Origin of the sequence: Nonomuraea sp. NPDC048882 (assembly GCF_040649755.1) — a bacterium.
Taxonomy (GTDB): Bacteria; Actinomycetota; Actinomycetes; order Streptosporangiales; family Streptosporangiaceae; genus Nonomuraea; species Nonomuraea maheshkhaliensis.
In genome coordinates this window covers 222,039-245,313 of record NZ_JBEZGB010000012.1, presented here as the reverse complement: position 1 = coordinate 245,313, position 23,275 = coordinate 222,039, and the positions used below count along the sequence as shown (strand labels likewise).

Below are 23,275 nucleotides of genomic sequence, written 5' to 3'. Positions count from 1 at the left end.
ATGGGCGGCCAGGGAGGCGTAGCCGCGAGGCGAAGTGGAAGGATGATCTATGATCTTGTGGGCAGGGTGAGCGGTGATGTCCACCCTCGACCTCCTCCTGGCCCTCGGCGGCGCCGCGGCCCTGCTCGCCGCGATCCTGCCCGAGGTGCTCGCCCGCCGCCCCCTGTCGCTGCCCCTGGTGTACCTCCTGGCAGGCCTGGCGCTGTTCGCGCTGCCCATCGGCCTGCCCGACCCCGACCCGATCGCCCACCGCACCGCGCTGGAGCACATCACCGAGCTGTGCGTCGTCATCTCCCTCATGGGCGCGGGCCTGGCCATCAATCGCCGCGCGGGACCGCGCCGCTGGTCCACTACGTGGCGGCTGCTCGGCCTGGCCATGCCGCTGACCGTGGCCGGCGTGGCGGTCGCGGCCATGGCCCTGCCCGGCTGGCCGATCGCCGCCGCGCTCCTGCTCGGGGCCGTGCTGGCCCCGACGGACCCGGTGCTCGCCTCGGACGTGCACGTGGGCGAGCCCGTGGACGCCGAGAACGCCGACGACGAGGTCCGCTTCGCCCTCACCTCCGAGGCCGGGCTCAACGACGGCTTCGCCTTCCCCATCGTGTACGCCGCCATCGCGGTCGCCGGCGCGGCGGGAGCGGGCTGGCTGGGGGAGTGGGCCCTGCTGGACGTCCTGTACCGGACCGCCGCGGGACTCGTCCTCGGGCTGCTGATCGGCCGCTTGCTCGGGCGGCTGTTCTTCCGCGCGAGCTCCGAGCGGCTGCGGCTGTCGGAGCGGCGGGACGGCTTCGTCGCGCTGGCCGCCACGCTCCTCGCGTACGGGGTGACGGAGCTCGCCCACGGGTACGGCTTCGTCGCCGTCTTCGTCACCGCGTGCGCCATCAGGGGCGCCGAGCACGGGCACGGCTACAACAACGTGCTGCACGGCTTCGTCGAGCAGATCGAACGGCTGCTCACCGCCTGGCTGCTGCTCCTGCTCGGCGGCTTCGTCGCCACCGGCGGCCTGGCCGCGCTCACCTGGCGCGGCGCCGCCGTCGGGCTCCTGCTGCTGCTGGTGATCCGGCCGCTGACCGGATGGCTGGTCCAGTGGCGCGGGCGGGCGGGGCCGAGGGAGCGGCTGGTGATCTCGTTCTTCGGCATCCGGGGGATCGGGTCGCTGTTCTATCTCGCGTACGCGCTGGGGCAGGCCGACTTCGGGGTGCCGGCCGAGGAGCTGTGGGCGGTGACCGGGTTCACCGTCATGGTCTCGGTCGTGCTGCACGGCCTCACCGCCACCCCGGTCATGAACCGCGTGGACGCCATCCGCGACGGCGCCATCCGCGACGACGCGAGCAGCGAGGACGCGAGGCGTGAGGACGCGGGCCGTGACAACGGGACCCGTGACAAGGGGAGCCGTGACGACGGGACCCAGGACGACAGGACCCATGACGACGGGAGCCGTGACGACGCCTCAGGGCCGGCCCAGGCTCCACAACCGTAAGGAGCCGTCCTCGTCGGCCCCGGCGATGACCGGCCTGCCGGCCTGCTCCGTCACGGCCAGCCGGCGGATCGCGCCGCCCTCGCCCGCGCCCAGCACGCCGATGACGTCACCGTCGCGCAGGTCCCACACGCGGACGAAGCTCTCGCCACCCGCCGGGGCGTGCGCCACGGCCGCGACCGGCACCTTGCCGGCCAGTCCGATGGCCAGGGCGGTGGCGAACCGGTCATCGGGGCTCTGGCGGCTGAACGACCACCGCTTCCTGCGCTTGCCGGTGGTCAGGTCGTACACGCGCAGGGTGGCGTCCAGGTGGGTGGACACGAGGATCGGCCTGCCGTTCAGCTCGCCGCAGGCCAGGTGCTCGACGCCGCCGATCTCGCCGGTGGTGAACGTACGCAGCATCGTCGCGGAGGACAGGCGCCACACCCGGATCCGCTCGCCGCCGTCGCCCGTGACGAGCACGTCGTCCTTGCCCGCGCGCCCGAACGCCATCCCGCGGATGCCCTGGAAGTGCGCGGTGATCGGCGCGCCGATCCGCTTGCCCGTGGAGACGTCCCAGAGGCGCACGACGCTGTACAGGTCCTTCATGCCGTCGTACTTCTGCGACACCGCGTACGCCCTGCCTGCCACCGTGACGCCGATGATCGGGTCGCTCACCCGGTGGCTCGCCAGGCTCTCGCCCGCGAGGCCCCACAGCCGCATCCTGCCGTCGTCGTGCCCCGACGCCGCGACCGTCCGGCCCTTCAGACTCCCCACGTCCACCGCCGCCACCGGCCCGCCACCGTCACCGAGCCGCACGGGAGTCGTGCCCGGGGTCCATCCGAAGACGAGCCCTTTGTCGGTGCCGCACACCACGACTCCCTCGGCGGCGGCCAGCGCGGCCGACCCACCCACGCCGCGCCCCGGCAGCGGGGTCAGGTCGGTGACCGGCGTCCCGAACGGCTCGGCGGTCACGGCCTGACTGGCCCCGGCGGTGGGAGTAGCGTCACCCGCCGCAGTGACCTCCCCGGTCGGGGACGCGCCACCACTCGGGGACACGGGCCCGCCCTCACTGGGGCTGGGCGACCCATGAGCAGGCGAGGCACCAACAGGCGTCCGCCCACCACCGACGGGCTGTTGCCGCCCACTCCCAGCCCGCAGCACAGCGAACGCCGACACCCCAAGCGCCACAGCAGCGGCACCCCCACCGATCAACACCCTCCGACTGACCGTCCGCCCACCCGGCCCCTCGTCACGCCCCACACCGCCACCGACTCCGGGCCCGCGAGCGTCACCCGGCCCGCCACCGGCTCCGGGCGCGCCGCCGACTTCCGGGCTCCGGGAGACGCCCTGCCCGTCGCTCACGGCAAGCCCGCCACCGCCATCCGGTCCGTCGGTGGCGTCCGACGCGCCGTGGGTCGCGAGCCCGGTTGCGTGGGGTGTGTTGCTGTTGACCGGTGTGCCGGGGGTGCCTGGTTCGGTGTTGAAGGTGGGGGCGCCGGCCGAGGGGATGCCGTCCACCGGCGGGATGCCGTTGCCGGGGGTGGTGGGGCCGGACTGGCGGATCAAATTTCGCAGCACGTCCGTGAGGGCGGGGCGGGCGGCGGGGTCCTTGGCCAGGCAGGACTCCACCAGGCCCGCCAGCCGCTCCGGCACCCCCCGCAGGTCCGGAGGCTCGTTCAGGATCGCGTTCATGACGACGACCATCGTGTCCCCGGCGAACGCCGCGCGCCCCGTGGCCGCGTACACCATCGAGCTCGCCCAGCTGAACAGGTCCGAGGCGGGCCCCACCCGCTCACCCCGGAACTGCTCGGGCGACATGTACGCGGGCGTTCCCAGCACCCCCGACGTGCGGGTCGTGGCGTCGAGGGCCTTGGCGATGCCGAAGTCGATGACGATCGGCCCGCCGGGCCCCATCAGGACGTTGGCCGGCTTGAAGTCACGGTGCACGATCCCGGCCTGGTGGATCGCGGCCAGCGCCGTCAGGGTCGAGATCGCCAGCCGGTCCAGCGCCCCGCCCGAACGCGGCCCGGAGGTGCGGACGAGCGTCTGCAGCGTCTCGCCGGGGACGTACTCGCTGACGATGTACGGCCGCTCGTCCAGCATCCCCACGTCCAGCACGGCCGCCGTGCAGAACGCGGCCACCCGCCGCGCCGCCTCCACCTCGCGCAGGAACCCGCGCGCCATGGTGGCGTCCTGGGCCAGATGGCTGTGCAGCAGCTTGACCGCGACCTCACGCCCGGACTCGGACACGCCCCGGTAGACGACGCCCTGCCCGCCAGAGCCGAGCACGCCGACGAGGCGGTAGGCGCCGACCCGCTCGGGGTCCGACGGCCGGAGCGGGCGCGTTCCCGTCATGCGTCTCCTCTTTCCCCCGAATTTCCGCGAATGTCCCGAACCAGGACGGACTCATACGAGCAACGCGCATGGGCACCGTTCACCGCAACTCCGGACAGTTTCTCAAAAAGTGCACCTGCCGGAGGGACGACGTGCCGTTTCGCGCCCCGGCCCGGCGGGCCCGGCCGCGCCGCCCGCGACACGTCGGCCCGCGGAAGTGCGGGACGCGGCGCCGTACCCGGTAGGTTGCCTGTCCATGGAGGCACCCCCGAAGCAACCGCGACCCCGCCGCCGCGGCCCGGCACAGCTCGCCACGGTCGCCGCACCGCTCGCCGTGCTCATCGCCACGGCGGCCTGCGGGACGCCCGCCGCGAGCGCCCCGGCGGAACGCCCGCCCGCGACGTCCCCCACCGGCTCGTCCGGGGGCGCCGCGGGCGACGCGACCTCAAGAGACGCGACCTCGGACGCGACCTCAGGCGCGACCTCAGGCGCGACCTCGGCACAGGCCGACGACCTGCCGGCGCCCGGCGCGAAGATCCCCACGAGCGCCGGGGCCCTGGCCACCGCTCTGAAGGAGACCACCGCCAAGCTGAACGACGCCATCGACGCCTGGACGAAGAGCGGCCGCACGGCCAAGGGCGGCCCGCCGCGCGACGTCGAGCTGCTCGCCCTCTACCAGCAGCGCGTCTACCGCTACGCCGCCCGCCACCCCGACCTCGCCGCCCGCGCCTTCGCCCGCCTGCCCGCCGCCCTGGCCTCCCAGGCCAAGGACAACACCGCCGCGATCCGCGAGCTGCTCGCCCTGGCCCGGCCCATCAAGCCCTCCGCCGTCTTCAAGACGCAGAAGGCCCGCCCCGCCGGCGAGCTGCTCGGCTACTTCAAGAAGGCCGAGCGCCGGTTCGGGGTGGAGTGGGAGGTGCTGGCGGCGGTCATGTTCGCGGAGACGAAGTTCGGCCGGGTCAGGTCCGACAGCTACGTGGGCGCGCAGGGGCCGATGCAGTTCATGCCCGCGACCTGGAAGGCGTACGGGCTCGGCGGAAACGTCCAGAACCCGCGCGACGCCGTCATGGGGGCGGCCAACTACCTCAAGGCCACCGGCGCCCCGCGCGACTACCGCCGGGCCCTGCACGCCTACAACCCGTCGCGCGCGTACGTGAACGCGATCCTCGCGCACTCCCGCCAGATCAAGCGCGACCCGCGCGCCTACTACGCCTACTACAGCTGGCAGGTGTTCGTGCTCACCACGGCCGGCGAACGCCGCCTGACCGGCCCCTGACACCGCCCCCGGGCCGCCCCGCCAAGGAGAGGGGCGGCCCCCAGCGTCAACGGCCTGGGCTCGTCAGAAGTCGTACTCGTCGATGTTGGACTTGTCGAACGTGAACGGCGGGCCCAGGATGATCTCCCCGTCGGCCCCGATCGTCCGCTCACCCAGCTTCCCGGCCGTGAACTTCTCGCCCTCGGCGCCGGTGATCTGCCCGGAGGCCAGCGCGGCGGCGGCGTACGCGGCCAGGTAGCCCAGGTCCTTCGGGTTCCACAGCGCGAACTTCGCCACGGTGCCGTCCTTGACGAACTTGCGCATCTGGTTCGGGGTGCCGAGACCGGTCAGCGTGACCTTGCCCTTGTACTTGGAGCTGGAGATGTAGCGGGCGGCGGCCGAGACGCCGACGGTGGTGGGCGAGATGATGCCCTTCAGGTCGGGGTAGGCCGCGAGCAGGCCCTGCGTCTGCTGGAAGGACTTCTGGTCGTCGTCGTCACCATAGGCGATCTTGACCAGCTTCATCTTGGCGTACTCGGGCTTCTTCAGCTCGTCCTGCATGAACTCGATCCAGGTGTTCTGGTTCGTGGCGTTGGCGGTCGCCGACAGGATCGCGATCTCGCCCTCGCCGCCGATCAGCTCCGACAGCAGCTGCACCTGGCTGCGGCCCACGTCCTCCGAACTGGCCTGGTTGATGAAGATGTCGCGGCACTCCTTGCTCGTGTCGGAGTCGTACGCGACGATCTTGATGCCCTTCTGGCGGGCCTGCTGGAGCGGGCCGCACACGGCGTTGGGGTCGTTGGCCGCGATGAGGATGGCGTCCTGGCCCTGCTGGGCGAGGGTGTTGATGTAGGAGACCTGCGAGGAGGCCGACGCGTCGGACGGGCCGACCTCCTTGGCCTCGCCCTTGAACTCCTTGGCCGCCTCGATGCCGGCGTCGTCGACGATGGTCTCGTACGGGTTGTTGATCTGCTTGGGCAGGAAGGCCAGCTTGAGTCCCTCCTTCAGCGGCGCGCCCGGGTTCGCGGAGGCCGGGGCGGACGCGGAGGCGGAGGCGGCGGGCGCCTGGCTGGCCACCGACTCCTTCGTGGTGCCGCCGCAGGCGGTCAGGCTGAGAGCGAGCGCGCCGGCCGTGGCCGTGAGCCAGGCGCGGGCGAATCGTGATCTTCTGCTCACTGGGGGCGAACCTTTCCGGGGGAGTGGCGGGGGACGGGAAAGCACAAGGGATCAGGCGGCCGACCTGGCCGGTCGCGCGCGGGCCCGGCGGACGATCGAGATCAGCCGGGGCGTGAGCACCGAGACGATCAGCAGCAGGCCCGTGACGACGGCCTGGATCTCGGTGGTGACGTCGTTGAGCATGAGCAGGTTGCGCAGCACCCCGATGAGCAGCACTCCGGCGATCACCCCGCCGAGCGTGCCCTTGCCGCCGTCGAAGTCCACGCCGCCGAGCAGCACGGCGGCGATGACCGTCAGTTCCAGACCGGCGCCGTTGTCGGCGCGGGCGCTGCCGTAACGCAGCGTGAACACGATCCCGGCGAACGCCGCCACCACCCCGGACAGCGTGAACAGCAGCAGCTTGATCCGCTTGACCCGGATGCCGGCGAAGAACGCCGTGTCCTCCGAGCTGCCGATGGCGAACAGCGAACGCCCGAACCCGGTCGCGTGCAGCGCCAGCCCCGTCACCACCGCCAGCACCGCGAACAGCGCCACCGGGTACGGGATCGGCGTGCCCGGCACGTTCCCGGCGAAGGCCGAGTACGACGGCGGGAACTGCGAGACCGCGCCGGTGCCGAGCACCACGTACGCCAGCCCGCGATAGAGCGTCAGCGTGCCGATGGTGACGGCCAGCGACGGCAGCCCCAGCCGGGTCACCAGCAGCCCGTTCACCAGCCCGCACGCCACGCCGGTGACCAGCACCAGCGGCACGATCGTCTCGAACGGCATCCCGGCGTCCCACAGGTAGCCCGTCATGGCGCTGGCCAGCCCGAGCACCGACGCGACCGACAGGTCGACCTGCCCGCACACCACCAGCAGCGTCATCGGCAGCGCGATCAGGGCGATCTCGCTCAGGTCGTTCAGCGCGAACGACAGGTTGTCGGCGTTGCCGAAGTTCGCGTCCGCGCCGAGGCCGCCGAAGAAGACCACGACGAGCAGGGCGGTGACGACGACGTCCCACCGGACGAACCGGCCCAGATCCCGGGTTTCACGTGGCATGGCGGGCGTTCCTCCTGCGCAGGATCCTGGTCATCCGCAGCGCGAGCAGCCGGTCCACGCTGATGGCCAGCAACAGCAGGGCGCCGATCAGCGCGTCCTGCCAGAACGAGTTGACCTTCAGCACGACCAGCACGCTGCCGATCGTGGTGAGCAGCAGCGCGCCGAGCGCGGCGCCGTACACGGTGCCGACGCCGCCCACGATGGCCACGCCGCCGACGACGACGGCGCTGACCACCTTCAGCTCCCAGCCGTGGGCGTTGTCGGCGATCACGGTCCCGAACCTGGCCAGCCAGAGCACCCCGCCGACGCCGGCGAGCAGCCCGCTCACCACGTACGCGGTCAGCACCCTGCGCCGGATCGGCACCCCCGCCAGCCGGGCGGCCTCGGGGCTTGAGCCGATCGCGTAGAACTCCCGGCCCGAGGGATAGGAGCGCAGGTAGTAGCCGACGGCCAGCATCACCAGCACCGCGATCATCGGCAGGTACGGCACGCCGAGCACGTTCCCGCTGCCGAGGTCCAGCAGCCCCTGGGGCACGTCGGCGGCGTTGATCTGCCTGCCGTGCGCGACGAAGTGGTCGATGCCCTGGATCACGTAGAGCGTGCCCAGGGTGACGACCAGCGCCGGCACTCCGCACAGGCTGACCAGCAGGCCGTTGACCAGCCCGCACGCCACGCCGATGGCCAGCCCGGCCAGGATCGCGAGCGTCATGCTGCCGCCCTGCGCCGAGACGAGGTCGCCGGTGACGAACGCGACCAGCCCGACGACCGAGCCGACCGACAGGTCGATGTTGCGGGTGATGACCACGAGCGTCTGCCCGATGGCCAGCAGCGCCAGGATCGAGGCGTTGAGGAAGATGTCCTCGACGCCCTGGACGGACAGGAACGCCGGGTTGACGGCGGTGGTGACGGCCACCAGCACGACGAGGACGCCGAGGATACTCAGCTCCCTGGCCCGCAGCACCAGGTCGAGCAGGCTCCGCTCGCGCCCCGCCTTGGTCCGCGCGGACGGCGCGGTGGTGAGCGCCGTCATGCGCGCTCCTCGGATGGTGCGGCGTCCTCGGGTGACGCGCCGGCGGGCGGGGTCATGCGGCGTCCTTTCCGCGCCGCCCGGTGGCGGCGGTCATGACCGACTCCTCGGTGGCCTCGCCCCCGGGCAGCTCGGCGGCCAGCCTGCCCTCGTGCATGACGAGGATCCGGTCGGCCATGGCCAGCACCTCGGGCAGGTCGGAGGAGATCATGAGCACGGCCAGCCCCTGCGCGGCCAGCTCCGACAGCAGCCGGTGCACCTCGGCCTTGGTGCCGACGTCGATGCCCCGGGTCGGCTCGTCCACGATCAGCACGGCCGGCTCGGTGGACAGCCACTTGGCCAGCACCAGCTTCTGCTGGTTGCCGCCCGACAGCACGCCGGCCGCGTCGTCGGTCCTGCCGTACTTGAGCTGGAAGCGCACCGCCCAGTCGCGGGCGTGCGCGCGTTCGAGCGCCCGCGAGACGAACGGGCCCCGGCGCAGCGCGCGCAGGCGGGTCAGCCCCAGGTTCCGCTCGATGGACATCTCCATGATCAGGCCCTGCTGGCGGCGGTCCTCGGGCACGAGGGCGAGCCCGGCGGCCATCGCCGCGATGGGGCTGCCGGGCCGCAGCCGCCGCCCGTCCACCACGACCTCGCCCGCGTCCGGCCGGTCGATCCCGAAGATCGCCCGCGCCACCTCGGTGCGGCCCGCGCCGACCAGCCCGGCCAGCGCGACGATCTCGCCGCGCCGCACCTCGAAGGACACGTCGGCGAACGCGCCCTCGCAGGTCAGCCGCGACACCTTCAGCACCACCTCGCCGGGGGCGACGTCCTGCTTGGGGTAGAGGTCGAGCTCGCGGCCGACCATCCGGTTGACCAGGTCGTCCGCCGTCAGTCCGGCGACCGGCTCACTGGCCACCAGCCGCCCGTCGCGCAGCGTCGTGACCCGCTGGCACAGCTCGAAGATCTCCTCCAGCCGGTGCGAGATGAACAGCAGCGCGCAGCCGTGCTCCCGCAGTGCCCTGACCACCGAGAACAGCCGCGCGGTCTCCTGCGCGGTGAGCGCGGCGGTCGGCTCGTCCATGATCAGCACCTTCGCGTCCCGCGAGATGGCCTTGGCGATCTCCACCACCTGCTGGTCGGCGATGGACAGGCCGCGGGCGGGCCGGCGCGGGTCGAGGGTGACGCCCAGCCGGGCGAACAGCTCGGCGGCCCGCGCGTGCATCGTCCTGCGATCGATCCGGCCGAGCGCGGCGCGCGGCTGCCGGCCCATGAAGATGTTCTCCGCCACCGACAGGTCGGGGAAGAGCGTCGGCTCCTGGTAGATGACCGCGATGCCGGCGTGCTGGGCGTCGGCCGGCCCGTGGAAGACGACCGGCTCGCCGTCGAGCAGGATCCGCCCCGAGTCCGGCCTGTGCACGCCCGCGAACGTCTTGACCAGGGTGGACTTGCCCGCCCCGTTCTCGCCCGCCAGGGCGTGCACCTCGCCCGCGCGCAGTTCCAGGCTCACGCCCGCGAGCGCCCGCACCGCGCCGAACGCCTTGCTCACCTCGACCAGCGCCAGGACCGGCGCCGGCTCGCTCACCTGACAGCTCCTGCTTTCATGTCTATGCCCTTCACGTAAAAAACGTTTTACGTTCCGCCGTTTGCCCGGACCGTAATTTGCTCCTGCGGGGCTCGTCAAGGTCTCGGGAAGCGGGCAATGCTCGGGCTTTGACACGTTTTAAGCAGGCTGCCGAGGGAAAGCAGGCCGACGCGGAAAGTTCCCCAGCGCGGGCAGCGCTTCAGAACGACGGCGCTTCAGAACGACGGCGCTTCAGAACGACGGCGCTTCAGAACGACGGCGCCTCAGGACGACAGCGCGCGGGCGGCGTGCACCAGGGGGACGTGGCTGAACGCCTGCGGGAAGTTGCCGACCAGGCGGTCGTAGCGCGTGTCGTACTCCTCGGCCAGCAGCCCGACGTCGTTGCGCAGCGCCAGCAGCCGCTCGAACAGCTCCTCGGCCTCCTGCTTGCGACCCTGCATCGCCATCACCTCCACCAGCCAGAAGCTGCACGCCAGGAACGCGCCCTCGCCGCCCGACAGGCCGTCGACGTTGTTGTCCTCGGCGAGCGGATAACGCAGCACGAACCCGTCGGACATCAGCTCCTTCTCGATCGCCGCCACCGTGCCCACGACGCGGGGGTCGTCGGCGGGCAGGAAGCCGACCATGGGGATCATCAGCAGCGCCGCGTCCAGCTCGGAGGAGCCGTACGACTGCGTGAAGGTGTTGCGCTCCCGGTCGAAGCCCTTGTCGCAGATCTCCGCGTGGATGACGTCACGCAGCGCGCGCCACTTGTCGACCGGGCCGCTGCGACCGAAGTTCTCGACGTACTTGACGGCCCGGTCGAGCGCCGCCCAGCACATCACCTTCGAGTGCACGAAGTGGCGCCTCGGGCCGCGCACCTCCCACAGGCCCTCGTCCGGCTCCCGCCAGTGGTCCTCCACGTAGTCGAGCAGCTGGCGCTGGATGGTCCAGCCCCGCTCGTCGGGCGACAGGCCGCTCTTGCGCGAGACGTAGAGGCAGTTCATCACCTCGCCGTAGACGTCGAGCTGCAGCTGCCTGACCGCCTCGTTGCCGATGCGCACCGGGCGCGAGTCCTCGTAGCCGTCGAGCCAGTCGAGGCGCAGCTCGGGCAGGCGGCGCTCGCCGGCGACGCCGTACATGATCTGCAGGTCCTGCGGCCGGCCGGCGATGGCGCGCAGCAGCCACGCCCGCCAGTCGGCCGCCTCCTCCAGGTAGCCGGAGCTGATCAGCGCGTCCAGCGTCAGCGTCGCGTCACGCAGCCAGCAGAAGCGGTAGTCCCAGTTGCGCACGCCGCCGATGTCTTCGGGCAGGGACGTGGTCGGCGCGGCCACGATGGCGCCCGTCGGGGCGTACGTCAGCCCCTTCAGCGTGATCAGCGACCGGACCACGGCCTCGCGGTGCGGCCCCTGGTAGGTGCATTTGGAGACCCAGTCCGTCCAGTAGGCCTCCGTGTCGGCCAGCTGGTCCTCGCAGTGGATCTGCGGCGGCATCTGCTCGTGCGAGGGGTGCCAGGTGAACACGAACGGCAACCGCTCGCCCTCGTTGACGGTGAACGTGGCCCGGTGGGCGTAGTCGCCGCCCTTGAGCGGCACGGGGGAGTGCAGCCACACCGAGTCGGGCCCGCCGATCGCCTGCAGATGCCCGTCCGTGCGGCGCACCCACGGCACGATCCGGCCGTAGTCGAAGCGCACCCGCAGCTGCGTGGAGACCTCCACGGTGCCGGAGACGCCCTCGACGATGCGCACCACGTCGGGGTTGCGGTCGCGCGGCGGCATGAAGTCGATCACGCGGACCGTGCCCGTGGGGGTGTCCCACTCGCTCTCCAGGATGAGCGTGTCAGGACGGTAGCGGCGTCTGGTGGCCGGCTTCCTGCCGGTGGGCCCGAGCCACCAGTGCCCGTTGCGTTCGCTGCCCAGCAGCGCCGCGAAACATGAGGGGGAGTCGAACCTGGGCAGGCAGAGCCAGTCGATCGAACCGTCTCTCCCCACGAGCGCGGCCGACTGCATGTCTCCGATCAGGGCGTAATCCTCGATCCGCATGCTTAGAAGCTACTCGTGCCGGGGTGATCCCGGGGCCAGGCCGGTCCTGTCGCGTCAAGTCCGGCCCGGCCACGGGATCACGTCAGAGGGAACCAGCGGGTGAACAGCTGCGTCAACGGCCCGATGGCCAGCGCGAACACCAGCGTTCCAATGCCGGCCGTGCCCCCGAGCAGCCAGCCGGCGATCAGCACGGTGACCTCGATGAGCAGGCGCGAGGTCCGTACCGACAGGCCCAGCCGCATCAGCCCCGTCATGATGCCGTCGCGGGGGCCGGGGCCGAGCCCGGCCCCGATGTAGAGGACAGTGGCCAGCGCGAGCGCGACGACCCCCACGGTCAGGTAGAACGCCTGGATCACCAGGTGCCCGGGGGCGGGCAGGACGTACATGGAGGCGTCCGCGAAGAGACCGATGAAGATCACGTTGCTGACGGTGCCGAAGCCCGGCTTCTGCCTGAGCGGGATCCACAGCAGCATGACCAGGGCGCCCACCACGATGATGGCCGTTCCGAGCGACATGCCGGTCAGCAGGCTCAGGCCCTGGTGGAAGACGCCCCACGGATTGTTCCCCAGCCCCGACTCCAGCAGCAGCGCGGTGGCCAGGCCGTACAGGGCCAGGCCGCCGTAGAGGCGGACGAGACGGACGGGCAGGGAACTCGGTACGGGGACGGTTGCTTCGCTCATGATGGACCCAGAGTGGCGCCCTCCGGCTTGCCAAAACAGAGCCAATCGCGAAAAGTGGCCTTATGAGGCACTTGTCCGCGCCGCAGGTGGCCCGGCTGGTCACCGCCGATCCGGCCGCGCGCCCCTACTACCGCGCCCTCGCCGACTCCGTCCGCGGCCTGATCATGGACGGCCAGATCCCCGTACGCGTGCGCATGCCCGCGGAACGCCACCTCGCCGAGACGCTCAAGGTCAGCCGCACCACCGTGACCTCCGCCTACGACCTGCTGCGCGCGGACGGCTACCTGGAGAGCCGCCAGGGCTCGGGCAGCTGGACCGCCCTGCCCGACCCGGCCACCACCCGCGACAACCCGTGGCTCAGCACCGGCGGCGACGGCCTGCTCCAGCTCCACACCGCCGCCCCTCCCGCCCCCACGGCCCTGGCCGGCGCCATGGCGGGCGCGGTCGAGGACCTGCCCCGCTACGGCATGGGCAACGGCTACGACCCCATGGGCCTGCCCGTGCTCAGAGAGCGCATCGCCGCCCGCTACACCGCCAGGGGCGTGGCCACCCGGCCGGAGCAGATCGTCGTCACCACCGGCTCCCAGCACGCCATCCAGCTCGTCATGGGCCTGCTGGTCGGCCCCGGTGACCCCGTGCTGGTGGAGTCGCCCACGTACCCGCACGCCGTGGACGCGGCCCGCCGGCGCGGCGCCCGCATCGTCCCGGTCGGGATCTCCCACGAGGGCTGGCCGCAGGACCTGCTGTGCGGCGCCATGCGACAGTCGGGGGCGCGGCTGGCCTACCTCATGCCCGACTTCCACAACCCGACCGGCGCCCTCATGGAGGACCCCGTCCGCGCCGCCGTCGCCGGCGCCGCCCGGCGTTCCGGCACGGTCCTGCTCGTGGACGAGACCTGGGCCGAGCTCGCCCTGGACGAGGTGCCCAGAACCTCGCCCATGGCCGCCTTCGACACCGACAGCCGGGTGATCAGCATCGGGTCGGCCTCCAAACTGTGGTGGGGCGGGCTGCGCATCGGCTGGATCCGCACCACGGCCGCGCTGGCCCGCCGCCTGGCCATGTTCCGCTCGACGGTGGACATCGCCAGCCCGGTGCTGGAGCAGCTCGTCGTGGCGCGCCTGTTCGGCCTCATGGAGGAGACCCGCGCCGAGCGCCGCCGCACGCTGCGCGCCTCACGCGACGCGCTGGTGTCGGGGCTGCGCGAGCACCTGCCGGAGTGGACGTACGAGCTGCCGCGCGGCGGCGGGACGCTCTGGGTCCGCCTGAACGGCGGCGGCTCGACCGCCCTGGCCGAGGCGGCCGCCCATCACGGCCTGCGCCTGGCGCCCGGCCCCTGGTTCGGCCTGGAGGGCACGCTGGAGGGCCACCTCCGCCTCCCCTTCACCCAGCCACCCGCCTTCCTGGCGGACGCGGTCCTCCGCCTCCGCGCCGCCCGCGACCACGGCCCCCTCGGCCCACCCCGCCCCCCGGACCCCCTGATCACGATGGTGTGAGCGGAGGCGCCGATTACGATCGCCTATTCGCCGCGGCTCTCGTGGATGGCCGAGAGGATGTCGTCGTTGGTCGGGCCGTTCTCCCGGGGACGCCGCAGTGCTCGGTCGACGACCTCCGCGACCGTGGGGCGGGCGACGGGCCTCTCGCGTGCGTCGTCATCTGCCTTCATGCGATTCTCCGTTCTCATTCTCCGTTCTCACTCTCCGAGGCCCCGGGCCAGCGGGGCGCGCCAGTTGCGGCGCATGGCGGCGATGCGCAGGCCGAAGGCGAGGACGGCGGCGGCCAGGGTCGCGGGCCAGCCGTGCAGCCCGAAACCGTACAGGCCGGCCATCCCCGCCGAGCCGAGCATGGCCGGCACCGCGTACAGCTGCCGGTCGTACAGGAGCGTGGGGATCTCGCCGGCCAGGACGTCGCGCAGCATGCCCCCGCCCACCGCCGTCGCGACCCCGAGGAGCGCCGCGTGCAGCGGGTTGAGCCCGTACTCCAGGGCCTTCTCCGTGCCGACCGCGCAGAACAGGCCGAGCCCGGCCGCGTCCAGCACCAGGATGGCCGGCATCACCCGGGCCACGTGCGGATGCCAGAAGAAGACGATCACCGTCGCGACCACCGGCACCAGCACGTAACCGAGGCTCTGGAAGGCGATGGGCCGCACGTTGAGAATGAGGTCGCGCACGACCCCGCCCCCCAGCGCGGTCATCTCGGCCAGCACCCCCATCCCGACCACGTCGAGCCGCTTGCGCACGCCCATGAGGGCCCCGGACAGGGCGAAGACGAAGATGCCCATGAGATCGAGAATTTCGGACACGGAACGAATGTCTATCGCATACCGGGCTCATGGTGCTCGGCCATCATCGCCCGCAGCCTCCGGGTGAACAGGAACAGCGCCATCCCGGCCACGACCGCCATCGCCGCCAGCACCAGGTAGTACGCCGGCTCCGACAGCACCCGGCCGAGCCGCCCCGTCTGCCCGCCGACCGCGTCGCCCACCGACACCGCGATGAACCAGACGCCCAGCATCTGCCCCTTGAACGCCTCGGGCGCGAGCTTCGCCGTCACCGACAGCCCGACCGGGCTCAGCGACAGCTCGCCGAACACCTGGACGAGGTAGACCAGCACCAGCCACCACACCGACACCCGCCCGGCCCCGGCCAGCGCCGCCGCCACGGCCATGACCACGAAGCTCAGCCCCACCATGACCAGCGCGAAGCCGAACTTCTGCGGCGTGCTCACCCGCGTGCCCAGCCGCACCCACAGCGCCGCGAACACCGGCACGAAGATCATGATGAACAGCGGGTTGAACGACTGCGTCGTGGCGGCCTGGATCGGCACGCCGAACAGCGACAGGTCGGTGTGGTCGGCGGCGAAGAAGAGCAGCTTGCTCGGCGCCAAGTCGTAGATCATCCAGAAGAGCGCCGCGGCCACGAACAGCCAGATGTAGGCCTTCATCCTGATCCGCTCGTCCGCGGTCAGGTCGTGGCTGCCCAGCATGATGTACGCGAAGTACGCGACCGGCACGACGAGGATGAGCACCGTGATCACCACGGTGAGCCGGTCGACCGTGAGCGTCCCGGTGGCCGCCCACGCCCCGAGCGCCACGAGCGCGATCACCGTCCCGAGGCCCGCGATGACGGCGAAACGGCGCCGCTCCGAGGGGGACAGGCGCACTCCGGGCCGCTCGCCGACGCCGCGCAGGTGGCGCCCGCCCCACACGTACTGGATCAGGCCGAGCGCCATCCCCACCGCCGCCGCGCCGAACCCCAGGTGCCAGCGGTCGTCGGCGGCCAGCCGGCCCACCACGAGGGGGGCGAAGAAGGCGCCCAGGTTGATCCCGAGGTAGAACAGCGAGAACCCGGCGTCCCTGCGCCCGTCGTCCCCCTCGGGGTAGAGGCGGCCGACCATGACGGAGATGTTCGGCTTGAGCAGGCCGGTGCCGGTGATGATCAGCAGCAGCCCCAGCCAGACGAACACCGGCGAGGTCACCGGCACCGCCATGCTGATGTGCCCCGACATGATGACGAGCCCGCCCCAGAACACCGACCTGCGCGCCCCGAGCACGCGGTCGGCGATCCAGCCGCCCGGCAGCGCCACCAGGTAGATGAGCGCCCCGTAGACCCCGACGACCGCCTGCGACGTCTCCTGCGACAGGCCCAGGCCCTGGTGCGCCGGCGAGGCGGCCATGAACGTGGCCAGGATCGCGCGCAGGCCGTACCACGAGAACCGCTCCCACATCTCGGTGCAGAACAGCGTGGCCAGCCCCCAGGGGTGACCGAAGAACGTCCTGCCGCCGCCGTCGCTCATGTGCGCGCCCCAGATGACCACGTCGTGCTTTCGGGCGATCACTCTACGTGAATGAAGACGGTGAACGAGGACACACATCTTTCTCCTTTAGGTCTTGCCGGTGTCCCGAGGGGTGTGGTGCGATGCATCCCAATTCATGCAAGTGAATACTGACTGGAGGCGGGTCCATGGCCGAAGTCCTCGAAGTCCGGGCCGAGATCGAGCGGCAGATCACCGGCCGTACCGTCTGCGAGCAACTGAGACAGGCGGCCGAGCAGCACCATGACGCGCCCGCCTATTCCGATCCCGAGGGCGACGGCTGGCGCACGCTGACCTACGGCCAGGCCCGTGAGCGGGTCCTGGAGATCGCGGCCGCGTTCGCCGCACTGGGTCTGGAACCCGGCGAAACCGTGGCCCTCATGATGGTCAACCGCAGCGAGCACGTCCTGGCCGACCTCGGCGCGGTGCACGCGGGCGGCGTCGGCTGCACGGTCTACTCGACGTTCGCCTCCGAGCAGATCGAGTTCGTGGCCGGCGACGTGGGCGCCCGTTACGCCGTCCTCGGCGGCCCCGCCGACCTGGCCCGCTGGGAGCCGGTGCTGGACCGGCTGGACGGCCTGCGCAAGATCATCGTGGTGGAGGACGCGCCGGAGGGCGACCGGTTCATGTCCTGGGCCGACTTCTTAGCGCTCGGCCGCGAACGGCTGGCCGCCGACCCCGGCACGGTCGAGGCGCGCTGGCGCGCGGTCACCCAGGACGACGTGGCCACCGTCCTCTACACCTCCGGAACCACCGGCACCCCCAAGGGCGTGCCGCTCACCCACCGCAACATCTTCTACGAGGTCGCCGCCACCGACCGCCTCACCTCGCTGCCCGTGCGCGGCACCCAGATCTCCTACCTCACCTACGCCCACATCGCCGAGCGCATCCTCAGCCTCTACCTGCCCCTGGTGAAGGTCTCCCACGTGCACTTCTGCACCGACCTGGCCAACCTCGGCAGCACGCTCGGGCAGGTCAGGCCGATGATGTTCTTCGGGGTGCCGCGCGTGTGGGAGAAGATGATGGCCCGCCTGCTCGCCGTGCTCGCCACCCAGCCGGAGGAGCAGCAGGCCGCCGTCCGCCAGGCCATGGCCGCCGGCGCCGCGTACGTCGAGGCCGGCCAGTACGGCAACACCGTCACCCCCGAGATCCAGGCCGCCTACGACAAGGCCGACGCCGCCCTCCTGTCCGTCATCCGCGGCATGATCGGCTTCGACCGCGCCGAGTGGACCGCCACCGGCGCCGCGCCGCTCGCGCCCGAGGTGCAGCACTTCTACGCCGGCCTCGGGCTCAAGGTCATCGACGTGTACGGCATGACGGAGACGACCGGCGCCTTCACCGGCAACAGTCCCGCCTGCTACCGCCTCGGCAGCGTCGGCAGGGCCGAGCCCGGCGTCGAGGTCCGCATCGCCGAGGACGGCGAGATCCTCACCCGCAGCCCGCTCAACACCCGCGGCTACCTCAACCGCACCGACGCCACCGCCGAGCTGGTCGACGCGGACGGCTGGCTGCACACCGGCGACATCGGCACGGTCGACGACGACGGCTTCTACCGGGTCGTGGACCGCAAGAAGGAGCTGATCATCACCGCCGGCGGCGAGAACATCTCCCCGGCCGAGATCGAGAACCACCTCAAACAGCACAGCCTCATCGGCCAGGCCCTCGCCTACGGCGACAACCGGCCCTACCCCGTGGCCGTGCTGACCCTGGACGCCGAAGTGGCGCCCGGCTGGGCCCAGGCGCGCGGCATCACCTACGACTCGCTCGCCGAACTGGCCGAGCACCCGGACGTGCTCAAGGAGGTGGAGGCGGCCGTGGAGGCGGCCAACACCAAGCTCGCCAGGGTGCAGCAAGTCAAGAAGTGGGCGCTGCTCGGCGTCGAGTGGACGGCCGAGACCGCGGAGCTCACCCCCAGCCTCAAGCTCAAGAGGCGGATCATCCACGCGAAGTACGCCGACATCATCGAAGGGCTCTATACGGGCTAGAAGCCTTAGAACGGGTTTTGCCATTCGGGGCGTGTGTTGTGGTCCTGGTCATTACCGGACGGTTCCTACCGTCTCGATCATGACCAGAAGCCTTCTTCTCGTCTCGCTCGCGGCGGGGTCGCTCACGGTGCCCGTGCCTGCTGCCTCCGCCGCGACCGAGCCCGCCATCCGATCCATCACCGTGCGTCCATCGGATCCCGTCGTGGGGGCGCACGGGTCCGTCCGGCTCGTGATCGACGTGATCGCCAAGGGAGCGCGGGGCAAGGACGGCGTCACCGTCAAGGTGGAACCCGGCGCTCCGCCCGTACGGGAGCCGCAGCCGCGCCCGGTGACGCCGCCGATCGTCTCGCAGGCTCCCGCACCCGTCCGCCCGCCCGCAGTCCCGCCCGCAGCCCCGCCGGCCCATGACCAGCTCTGGCCCCCGGCCGACGAGCAGGTGCGTCCTCCGGCTCAGGAGCCGGGCGTGCGGCCGAACCAGGACGCGGCCCCAGGGCCCGCTCACGAGTCGGTCCAGGAAGGGGCCCAGGAAGGGGTCCAGGAAGGGGCCCAGGGATCGGTCCAGGCGCCGGCTCAGGAGGCCGCCGGCGGTCACGCTCAGACGCCTGTCCGGGACGCGGCCCAGGCACCGGTGCTGGCGCCGGGCAAGATGCCGCGGGATCCCGCGCTCACGCCCGTCCACGCCGCCCGGCCGTCCCCGGTCGTGTCCCCGGGGCCGGTGCCGCCCGCGGCTCCGCTGACCGGTTCCGTTCCCTCGACCGCCGTTCCTGGTGGCACGAGCCCGAAGGAGGACGCTCAGCCCGTTCTGGTGCGCCCGCGTCCCGTTCCCATGGCACCCGTCGTCAACGGCCAGCCCGCCGTGGACGACCGTCCCGTCGCCGGCGTTCAGGCGCCCGGTGCCGCGCCTGGCGCAGCGCCCGGTACTGGGGCCAAGGTGGGCGTCACGGTGGAGGACACGTTCCCGCTGCTCCCGCCCAGGATCGTCTGGCGGCGGATCACGGCCCCGCCGGCCCGGATGGCGGACGGCTGGCAGACGTGGCGCTTCCTGCCGGACAAGAGGCTGAACCGCTACTACCCGGCGGGCACCTGGACGATCACCGCCACCGCGAAGGGCAAGGACGGGACGACCGTCACGGAGTACGCCACGTTCGAGCTCAGGCGGCAGGCCAAACTGTCCTCCGTACGGGTGGAGAAGTCGGCCCGCCCGAACGGCGTGCGCCTGCGCGGCTCGCTCACCCGCGTGGACCCGCGCGGATTGACCGACTTCGGCCCGTTCGCCAAGCAGCGGCTGGAGCTCCTGTGGCGTCCGGACGCGAACTCGCCCTGGGAGACGGTGGGGGAGACGACCACGGACGCGGCGGGCGCGTTCGCCGGCACGATCGAGGGCCGCACGGCCGGTGAATGGCGGGTGCGTTACCCCGGAACGGGGCACTACTCGGCCGACCTCTCGAAAATCCGACAAATAACTCGATAGGTCATAAAGCAGTCGCCAGGCTAAACCTCGCCGCACTCGCCGTTGCGGAATCGTGATCAGCTTTACCGCAACTTTTCCTTACCCTTACGCGTCAATGGCGTTGATGTGCCCCGGCTTGGGGTGCATTTTTCAGACGGGGAAGGAATTCCGATTTTGATGATGCGACGTCTAGCCGCCGGCCTGGCGGCAGCTGCCGTGGGCGCGACGATGGTGGCCACCGCCGCCTCGCCGGCGTTCGCGGACGACCCTGGCCGCCTGGACCCCGATGTCGCGGGCGGCGAGACCAGCCTCTCGCTCGACGTGAACCCCGAGCCCGCGTGGCGGGGCCGTCCCATCACCGTCGCGGGCAAGCTCTCCGTGCGGTGCGAAGAGGACTACATCAGCGGCTTCGTGTCGGTGCTCCACGCCGACCGCTGCAAGAAGCAGGAGACCTGGCACCGCCTGGCGTACAAGCGGATCGTCGTCCTCTTCCGGCCGAACGGCAGTGGCCGCTGGGAGCACGTGGACACGATCCGCACCAGCGGCAGCGGCTACTTCGGGATCAAGGTACGGGCCCGCTCGTCGGGCACGTGGCGCGCGATCTTCGAGGGCAGCAAGTACCTCGCCCCCTCCGAGGGCACGGACTATCTGAAGGTCTTCGGCCGCCGCCACTAGTCACGGCAGCCCACGCGACACCCGAACGCCCGGCCCACCCGGCCGGGCGTTCGCCGTCTCCACCGGATGCGCGGGTCTCAGTAGGAGACGGCGACCTGGACCCGGTGGTGTTCCGGCCGGTCGGCCTCGTCCACCAGCGCCACCGCCAGATCCGCGTACGAGAACACCGGCTCGCCCTCCGCGACCTCCGGCACCCGCCCGTCGCCGAACCGGTACCGCCCGGTCCTGGCCGCCTCGCCGTCGAGGAAGACCGGCGGCGGCGCGATCACGACCCAGTCGAGCGCCGATCCCTCCAGCACCTCAAGCTGCGCGACGTGCCCCAGCGAGAACGTCCGGGTCTCCGCAGGGAAGCCGGGCGTGTCCATGAGCCTGACCCCGGGCGCGACCTCCAGCACGCTGCCGATGCCCAGCGCCACCAGCCGGGTCACCCCCGCCCGCGCCAGCCCGTCCACCAGGGCCCGCGAGGCCGCCCCGTAGAACTCCTCCGACGGCACGTCCAGCCGCGCCGCCACCTGAACGCCCACGTCGTGCCCCGCCGCGACCTCCGCCACACTCCCGGCGTCGGTCACGTCCCCGGCCACCACCCTGACCGGCCCACCACCGGACCCCCGGTCGCCGTCCAGGTCCGGGTGGGCCGCCGGGTTCCGTACCACGGCGGTCACCTCGTGCCCGCGCCCGGCCGCCTCCGCGACCACCTTCACCCCGGCGCGCCCGCCGGCCCCGAACACCACGATCCTGCTCATGCGCGCAGCTCCGTCCGCTCTGCTCGTTCCCGATCGGCGGCCGGACCGCCCGGACGCCTTCGCAGACGGTAAAGGGGGAGATGTCGCTATCCGCAACGATAGTTACCTACGATGACGCCATGCGAGAGCCTCTGGATCCGGACATGTTCACCGGCTGCCCACCGACCGCGGGGCCGTTCCGCGTCGGCGACAAGTGGACCGCGAAGATCATCCGCTGCCTGGAGCAGGGCCCGAGGCGCTTCACCGAACTCCAGGTGCCCCTGCGCACCATCACCCCGAAGGTCCTCACGGAGTCGCTGCGCGCCATGGAACGCGACGGCCTGCTCACCCGCACCGCGTACGACGAGATCCCGCCCCGCGTCGTCTACGAGCTCACCGACCTGGGCCGCAGCCTGCTCGAACCGATGAACGCCGGCTGCGAGTGGTCGCGCAGGCACCTGGCCGAGCTGATGGACGCCCGCGACGCCTGGTACGCCTCCACAACGTGAAACCGCCCCGCCACGTGCCGCCTCCCGCGTGAGGGAAGAATCGATCTAGGGAAGAATGTGGTGAAGTGGCGGATTTTGAGGGCAGGTCGCCGCGCGCCGTAGGCTGGCCCTCTGGCGATACGAACAGGAGGTGACGCCCCATGTTGCGAGACTCGTTCGGACGGGTGGCGACGGATCTTCGGGTGTCCCTCACGGACAAGTGCAATCTGCGCTGTACGTACTGCATGCCACCGGAAGGGCTCGACTGGCTCCCGAACGCCCAGCTCCTCACCGCCGAAGAGATCGTCCGCCTGGTGACCATCGGCGTCGAGCGGCTCGGCATCACGGAGGTGCGCTACACCGGCGGCGAGCCCCTCCTGCGCCGCGAACTGGTCGACATCGTCGGCCGCACCACCGCCCTGACCCCCAGGCCGCAGGTCTCGCTCACCACCAACGGCATCGGCCTGGCCCGGCTCGCCGAGTCGCTGGCCGCCGCCGGGCTCGACCGGGTCAACGTCTCCCTCGACACGCTCGACCCGGCCACGTTCAAGCGCCTGGCCCACCGCGACCGGCACGCCGACGTGATCGCCGGCCTCGCCGCCGCCGACGGATCGGGCCTGCGGCCGGTCAAGGTCAACGCCGTCCTCATGCGCGGCGTCAACGACCACGAGGCCGCCGCGCTGCTGCGCTGGTGCATCGATCAGGGGTACGAGCTGCGCTTCATCGAGCAGATGCCGCTCGACGCCCAGCACGGCTGGAGCCGCGAGGGCATGGTGACCGCCGACGAGATCCTGCGCCTGCTGTCGAGCTCCTTCGACCTCACGCCCGACGACCTCGAAGAGCGCGGAAGCGCCCCGGCCGAACGGTTCCTGGTCGACGGCGGCCCCGCCAGGGTCGGGGTGATCGGCTCGGTGACGCGGCCGTTCTGCGGGGCCTGCGACCGGGTCAGGCTGACCGCCGACGGCCAGGTGCGCAACTGCCTGTTCGCCACCGAGGAGTCGGATCTGAAGACCCCGATGCGGGCGGGCGCGTCGGACGAGGAGCTGGCCGAGCGCTGGCTCGCGGCCGTGTCACGCAAGCGCGCGGGCCACGGCATCGACGACCCGTCGTTCCTGCAGCCCTCCAGGCCGATGTCCGCCATCGGCGGCTGACCCCGGCGACCGCCCCCCGGGATCCCTGGCGCCCTGACACGTGGGGATCGCTCACCTTTGCGACACAATGGGGGATCACCTGGAGGAGGCTCATATGCACGTGCTCAACGAATGGACCGCCCTGGCCTGCGAGGAGCTGGGCATCGACCCGGCCCGCGTGGACCGCGACCGGATCCTCGACCTGACCAAGGAGGTCGCCCACGGCGTCGCCCGCCCGGCCGCGCCGCTGACGGCGTATCTGCTCGGCCTGGCCCAGGGATCGGGCACCGCTTCCGACGACGCCGTGGCCAGATTGATCACATTGGCGAAGAACTGGGAGCGGGAGAGCGGCGCCAAGCTGACAGAAGACTGACACTCGAACGAACTCTTGAAGTCAAGCCCGGCTCCCGCCTGAAGATTTCCTGTGAATAACGAGGCGGGAGCTCGTGTAAACGATTTCGGGA

Annotated in this window: 20 protein-coding genes; 9 read left to right on the top strand and 11 right to left on the bottom strand. The window is 71.6% G+C overall.

What is annotated here, in order from left to right; genetic code table 11:
• The first annotated feature begins 76 nt into the window (after window positions 1-76).
• Window positions 77-1,477 carry a cation:proton antiporter gene (locus AB0C27_RS37010; RefSeq protein WP_357854125.1) on the top strand — a complete coding sequence of 467 codons (1,401 nt, stop codon included), beginning with the start codon at window positions 77-79 and terminating at the stop codon, window positions 1,475-1,477.
• Here the strand turns inward: AB0C27_RS37010 and AB0C27_RS37005 are convergent.
• Window positions 1,448-3,811 carry a protein kinase gene (locus AB0C27_RS37005; protein ID WP_357854122.1) on the bottom strand — a complete coding sequence of 788 codons (2,364 nt, stop codon included), beginning with the start codon at window positions 3,809-3,811 and terminating at the stop codon, window positions 1,448-1,450. The two genes, AB0C27_RS37010 and AB0C27_RS37005, sit on opposite strands and share 30 nt — an antisense overlap.
• Before the next feature lie 235 nt (window positions 3,812-4,046).
• On the opposite strand from AB0C27_RS37005, the gene AB0C27_RS37000 reads away from it, so the two are divergent.
• Window positions 4,047-5,066, top strand: a complete 1,020-nt coding sequence (locus AB0C27_RS37000; protein WP_357854119.1) for a transglycosylase SLT domain-containing protein — start codon at window positions 4,047-4,049, stop codon at window positions 5,064-5,066.
• Window positions 5,067-5,129: 63 nt separating this feature from the next.
• On the opposite strand, the gene rhaS is transcribed toward AB0C27_RS37000, so the two are convergent.
• The 6 genes from rhaS to AB0C27_RS36970 form a co-directional block, all read right to left on the bottom strand.
• Entirely contained in the window at window positions 5,130-6,221 is a 1,092-nt protein-coding gene (rhaS, locus tag AB0C27_RS36995) for a rhamnose ABC transporter substrate-binding protein (RefSeq protein WP_357854116.1), read from the bottom strand.
• A 51-nt stretch (window positions 6,222-6,272) separates the two neighbouring features.
• Complete coding sequence (locus AB0C27_RS36990) at window positions 6,273-7,259, bottom strand: ABC transporter permease (protein WP_357854113.1); 987 nt, start codon at window positions 7,257-7,259, stop codon at window positions 6,273-6,275.
• On the bottom strand, window positions 7,249-8,289 hold the full coding sequence (locus tag AB0C27_RS36985; protein WP_357854110.1) for an ABC transporter permease: 1,041 nt from the start codon (window positions 8,287-8,289) through the stop codon (window positions 7,249-7,251). The genes AB0C27_RS36990 and AB0C27_RS36985 overlap by 11 nt, the downstream gene beginning before the upstream one ends.
• 52 nt (window positions 8,290-8,341) lie before the next feature.
• Window positions 8,342-9,850, bottom strand: a complete 1,509-nt coding sequence (locus AB0C27_RS36980; RefSeq protein ID WP_357854107.1) for a sugar ABC transporter ATP-binding protein — start codon at window positions 9,848-9,850, stop codon at window positions 8,342-8,344.
• Window positions 9,851-10,113: 263 nt separating this feature from the next.
• Complete coding sequence (locus AB0C27_RS36975) at window positions 10,114-11,871, bottom strand: glycoside hydrolase family 15 protein (RefSeq protein ID WP_357854104.1); 1,758 nt, start codon at window positions 11,869-11,871, stop codon at window positions 10,114-10,116.
• A 77-nt stretch (window positions 11,872-11,948) separates the two neighbouring features.
• Window positions 11,949-12,551, bottom strand: a complete 603-nt coding sequence (locus tag AB0C27_RS36970; protein WP_357854101.1) for a hypothetical protein — start codon at window positions 12,549-12,551, stop codon at window positions 11,949-11,951.
• A 62-nt stretch (window positions 12,552-12,613) separates the two neighbouring features.
• On the opposite strand from AB0C27_RS36970, the gene AB0C27_RS36965 reads away from it, so the two are divergent.
• The gene (locus tag AB0C27_RS36965) at window positions 12,614-14,044 is read left to right on the top strand and encodes a PLP-dependent aminotransferase family protein (protein WP_357854098.1); all 1,431 of its coding nucleotides are present in this window, start codon (window positions 12,614-12,616) and stop codon (window positions 14,042-14,044) included.
• 23 nt (window positions 14,045-14,067) lie between these two features.
• Here the strand turns inward: AB0C27_RS36965 and AB0C27_RS36960 are convergent, their stop codons facing one another.
• The 3 genes from AB0C27_RS36960 to AB0C27_RS36950 are packed head-to-tail and all read right to left on the bottom strand — an operon-like array spanning window position 14,068 to window position 16,385.
• Entirely contained in the window at window positions 14,068-14,214 is a 147-nt protein-coding gene (locus tag AB0C27_RS36960; RefSeq protein WP_357854095.1) for a hypothetical protein, read from the bottom strand.
• 27 nt (window positions 14,215-14,241) lie between these two features.
• Complete coding sequence (locus tag AB0C27_RS36955) at window positions 14,242-14,850, bottom strand: trimeric intracellular cation channel family protein (RefSeq protein ID WP_357854092.1); 609 nt, start codon at window positions 14,848-14,850, stop codon at window positions 14,242-14,244.
• Between the two features lie 11 nt (window positions 14,851-14,861).
• A complete protein-coding gene (locus AB0C27_RS36950; RefSeq protein WP_357854089.1) occupies window positions 14,862-16,385 on the bottom strand; it encodes an oligopeptide:H+ symporter in 1,524 nt (507 codons plus the stop codon).
• Window positions 16,386-16,510: 125 nt separating this feature from the next.
• Here AB0C27_RS36950 and AB0C27_RS36945 point away from each other — a divergent pair, with 125 nt between their 5' ends.
• From AB0C27_RS36945 to AB0C27_RS36935, 3 genes are all read left to right on the top strand, one after another.
• Window positions 16,511-18,346, top strand: coding sequence for an AMP-dependent synthetase/ligase (locus AB0C27_RS36945; RefSeq protein WP_357854086.1), 1,836 nt, complete (start codon window positions 16,511-16,513; stop codon window positions 18,344-18,346).
• A gap of 79 nt (window positions 18,347-18,425) precedes the next feature.
• Entirely contained in the window at window positions 18,426-19,817 is a 1,392-nt protein-coding gene (locus AB0C27_RS36940; RefSeq protein ID WP_357854084.1) for a hypothetical protein, read from the top strand.
• A 156-nt stretch (window positions 19,818-19,973) separates the two neighbouring features.
• On the top strand, window positions 19,974-20,471 hold the full coding sequence (locus AB0C27_RS36935; RefSeq protein ID WP_357854081.1) for a hypothetical protein: 498 nt from the start codon (window positions 19,974-19,976) through the stop codon (window positions 20,469-20,471).
• 77 nt (window positions 20,472-20,548) lie between these two features.
• On the opposite strand, the gene AB0C27_RS36930 is transcribed toward AB0C27_RS36935, so the two are convergent.
• Entirely contained in the window at window positions 20,549-21,214 is a 666-nt protein-coding gene (locus AB0C27_RS36930; RefSeq protein ID WP_357854078.1) for an NAD(P)H-binding protein, read from the bottom strand.
• A 119-nt stretch (window positions 21,215-21,333) separates the two neighbouring features.
• Here AB0C27_RS36930 and AB0C27_RS36925 point away from each other — a divergent pair, with 119 nt between their 5' ends.
• From AB0C27_RS36925 to AB0C27_RS36915, 3 genes are all read left to right on the top strand, one after another.
• Window positions 21,334-21,702, top strand: a complete 369-nt coding sequence (locus tag AB0C27_RS36925; RefSeq protein WP_357854075.1) for a helix-turn-helix domain-containing protein — start codon at window positions 21,334-21,336, stop codon at window positions 21,700-21,702.
• Window positions 21,703-21,842: 140 nt separating this feature from the next.
• The gene (moaA, locus tag AB0C27_RS36920) at window positions 21,843-22,832 is read left to right on the top strand and encodes a GTP 3',8-cyclase MoaA (RefSeq protein WP_357854072.1); all 990 of its coding nucleotides are present in this window, start codon (window positions 21,843-21,845) and stop codon (window positions 22,830-22,832) included.
• A gap of 94 nt (window positions 22,833-22,926) precedes the next feature.
• A complete protein-coding gene (locus AB0C27_RS36915) occupies window positions 22,927-23,184 on the top strand; it encodes a DUF6457 domain-containing protein (RefSeq protein WP_357854069.1) in 258 nt (85 codons plus the stop codon).
• Window positions 23,185-23,275: the final 91 nt, after the last annotated feature.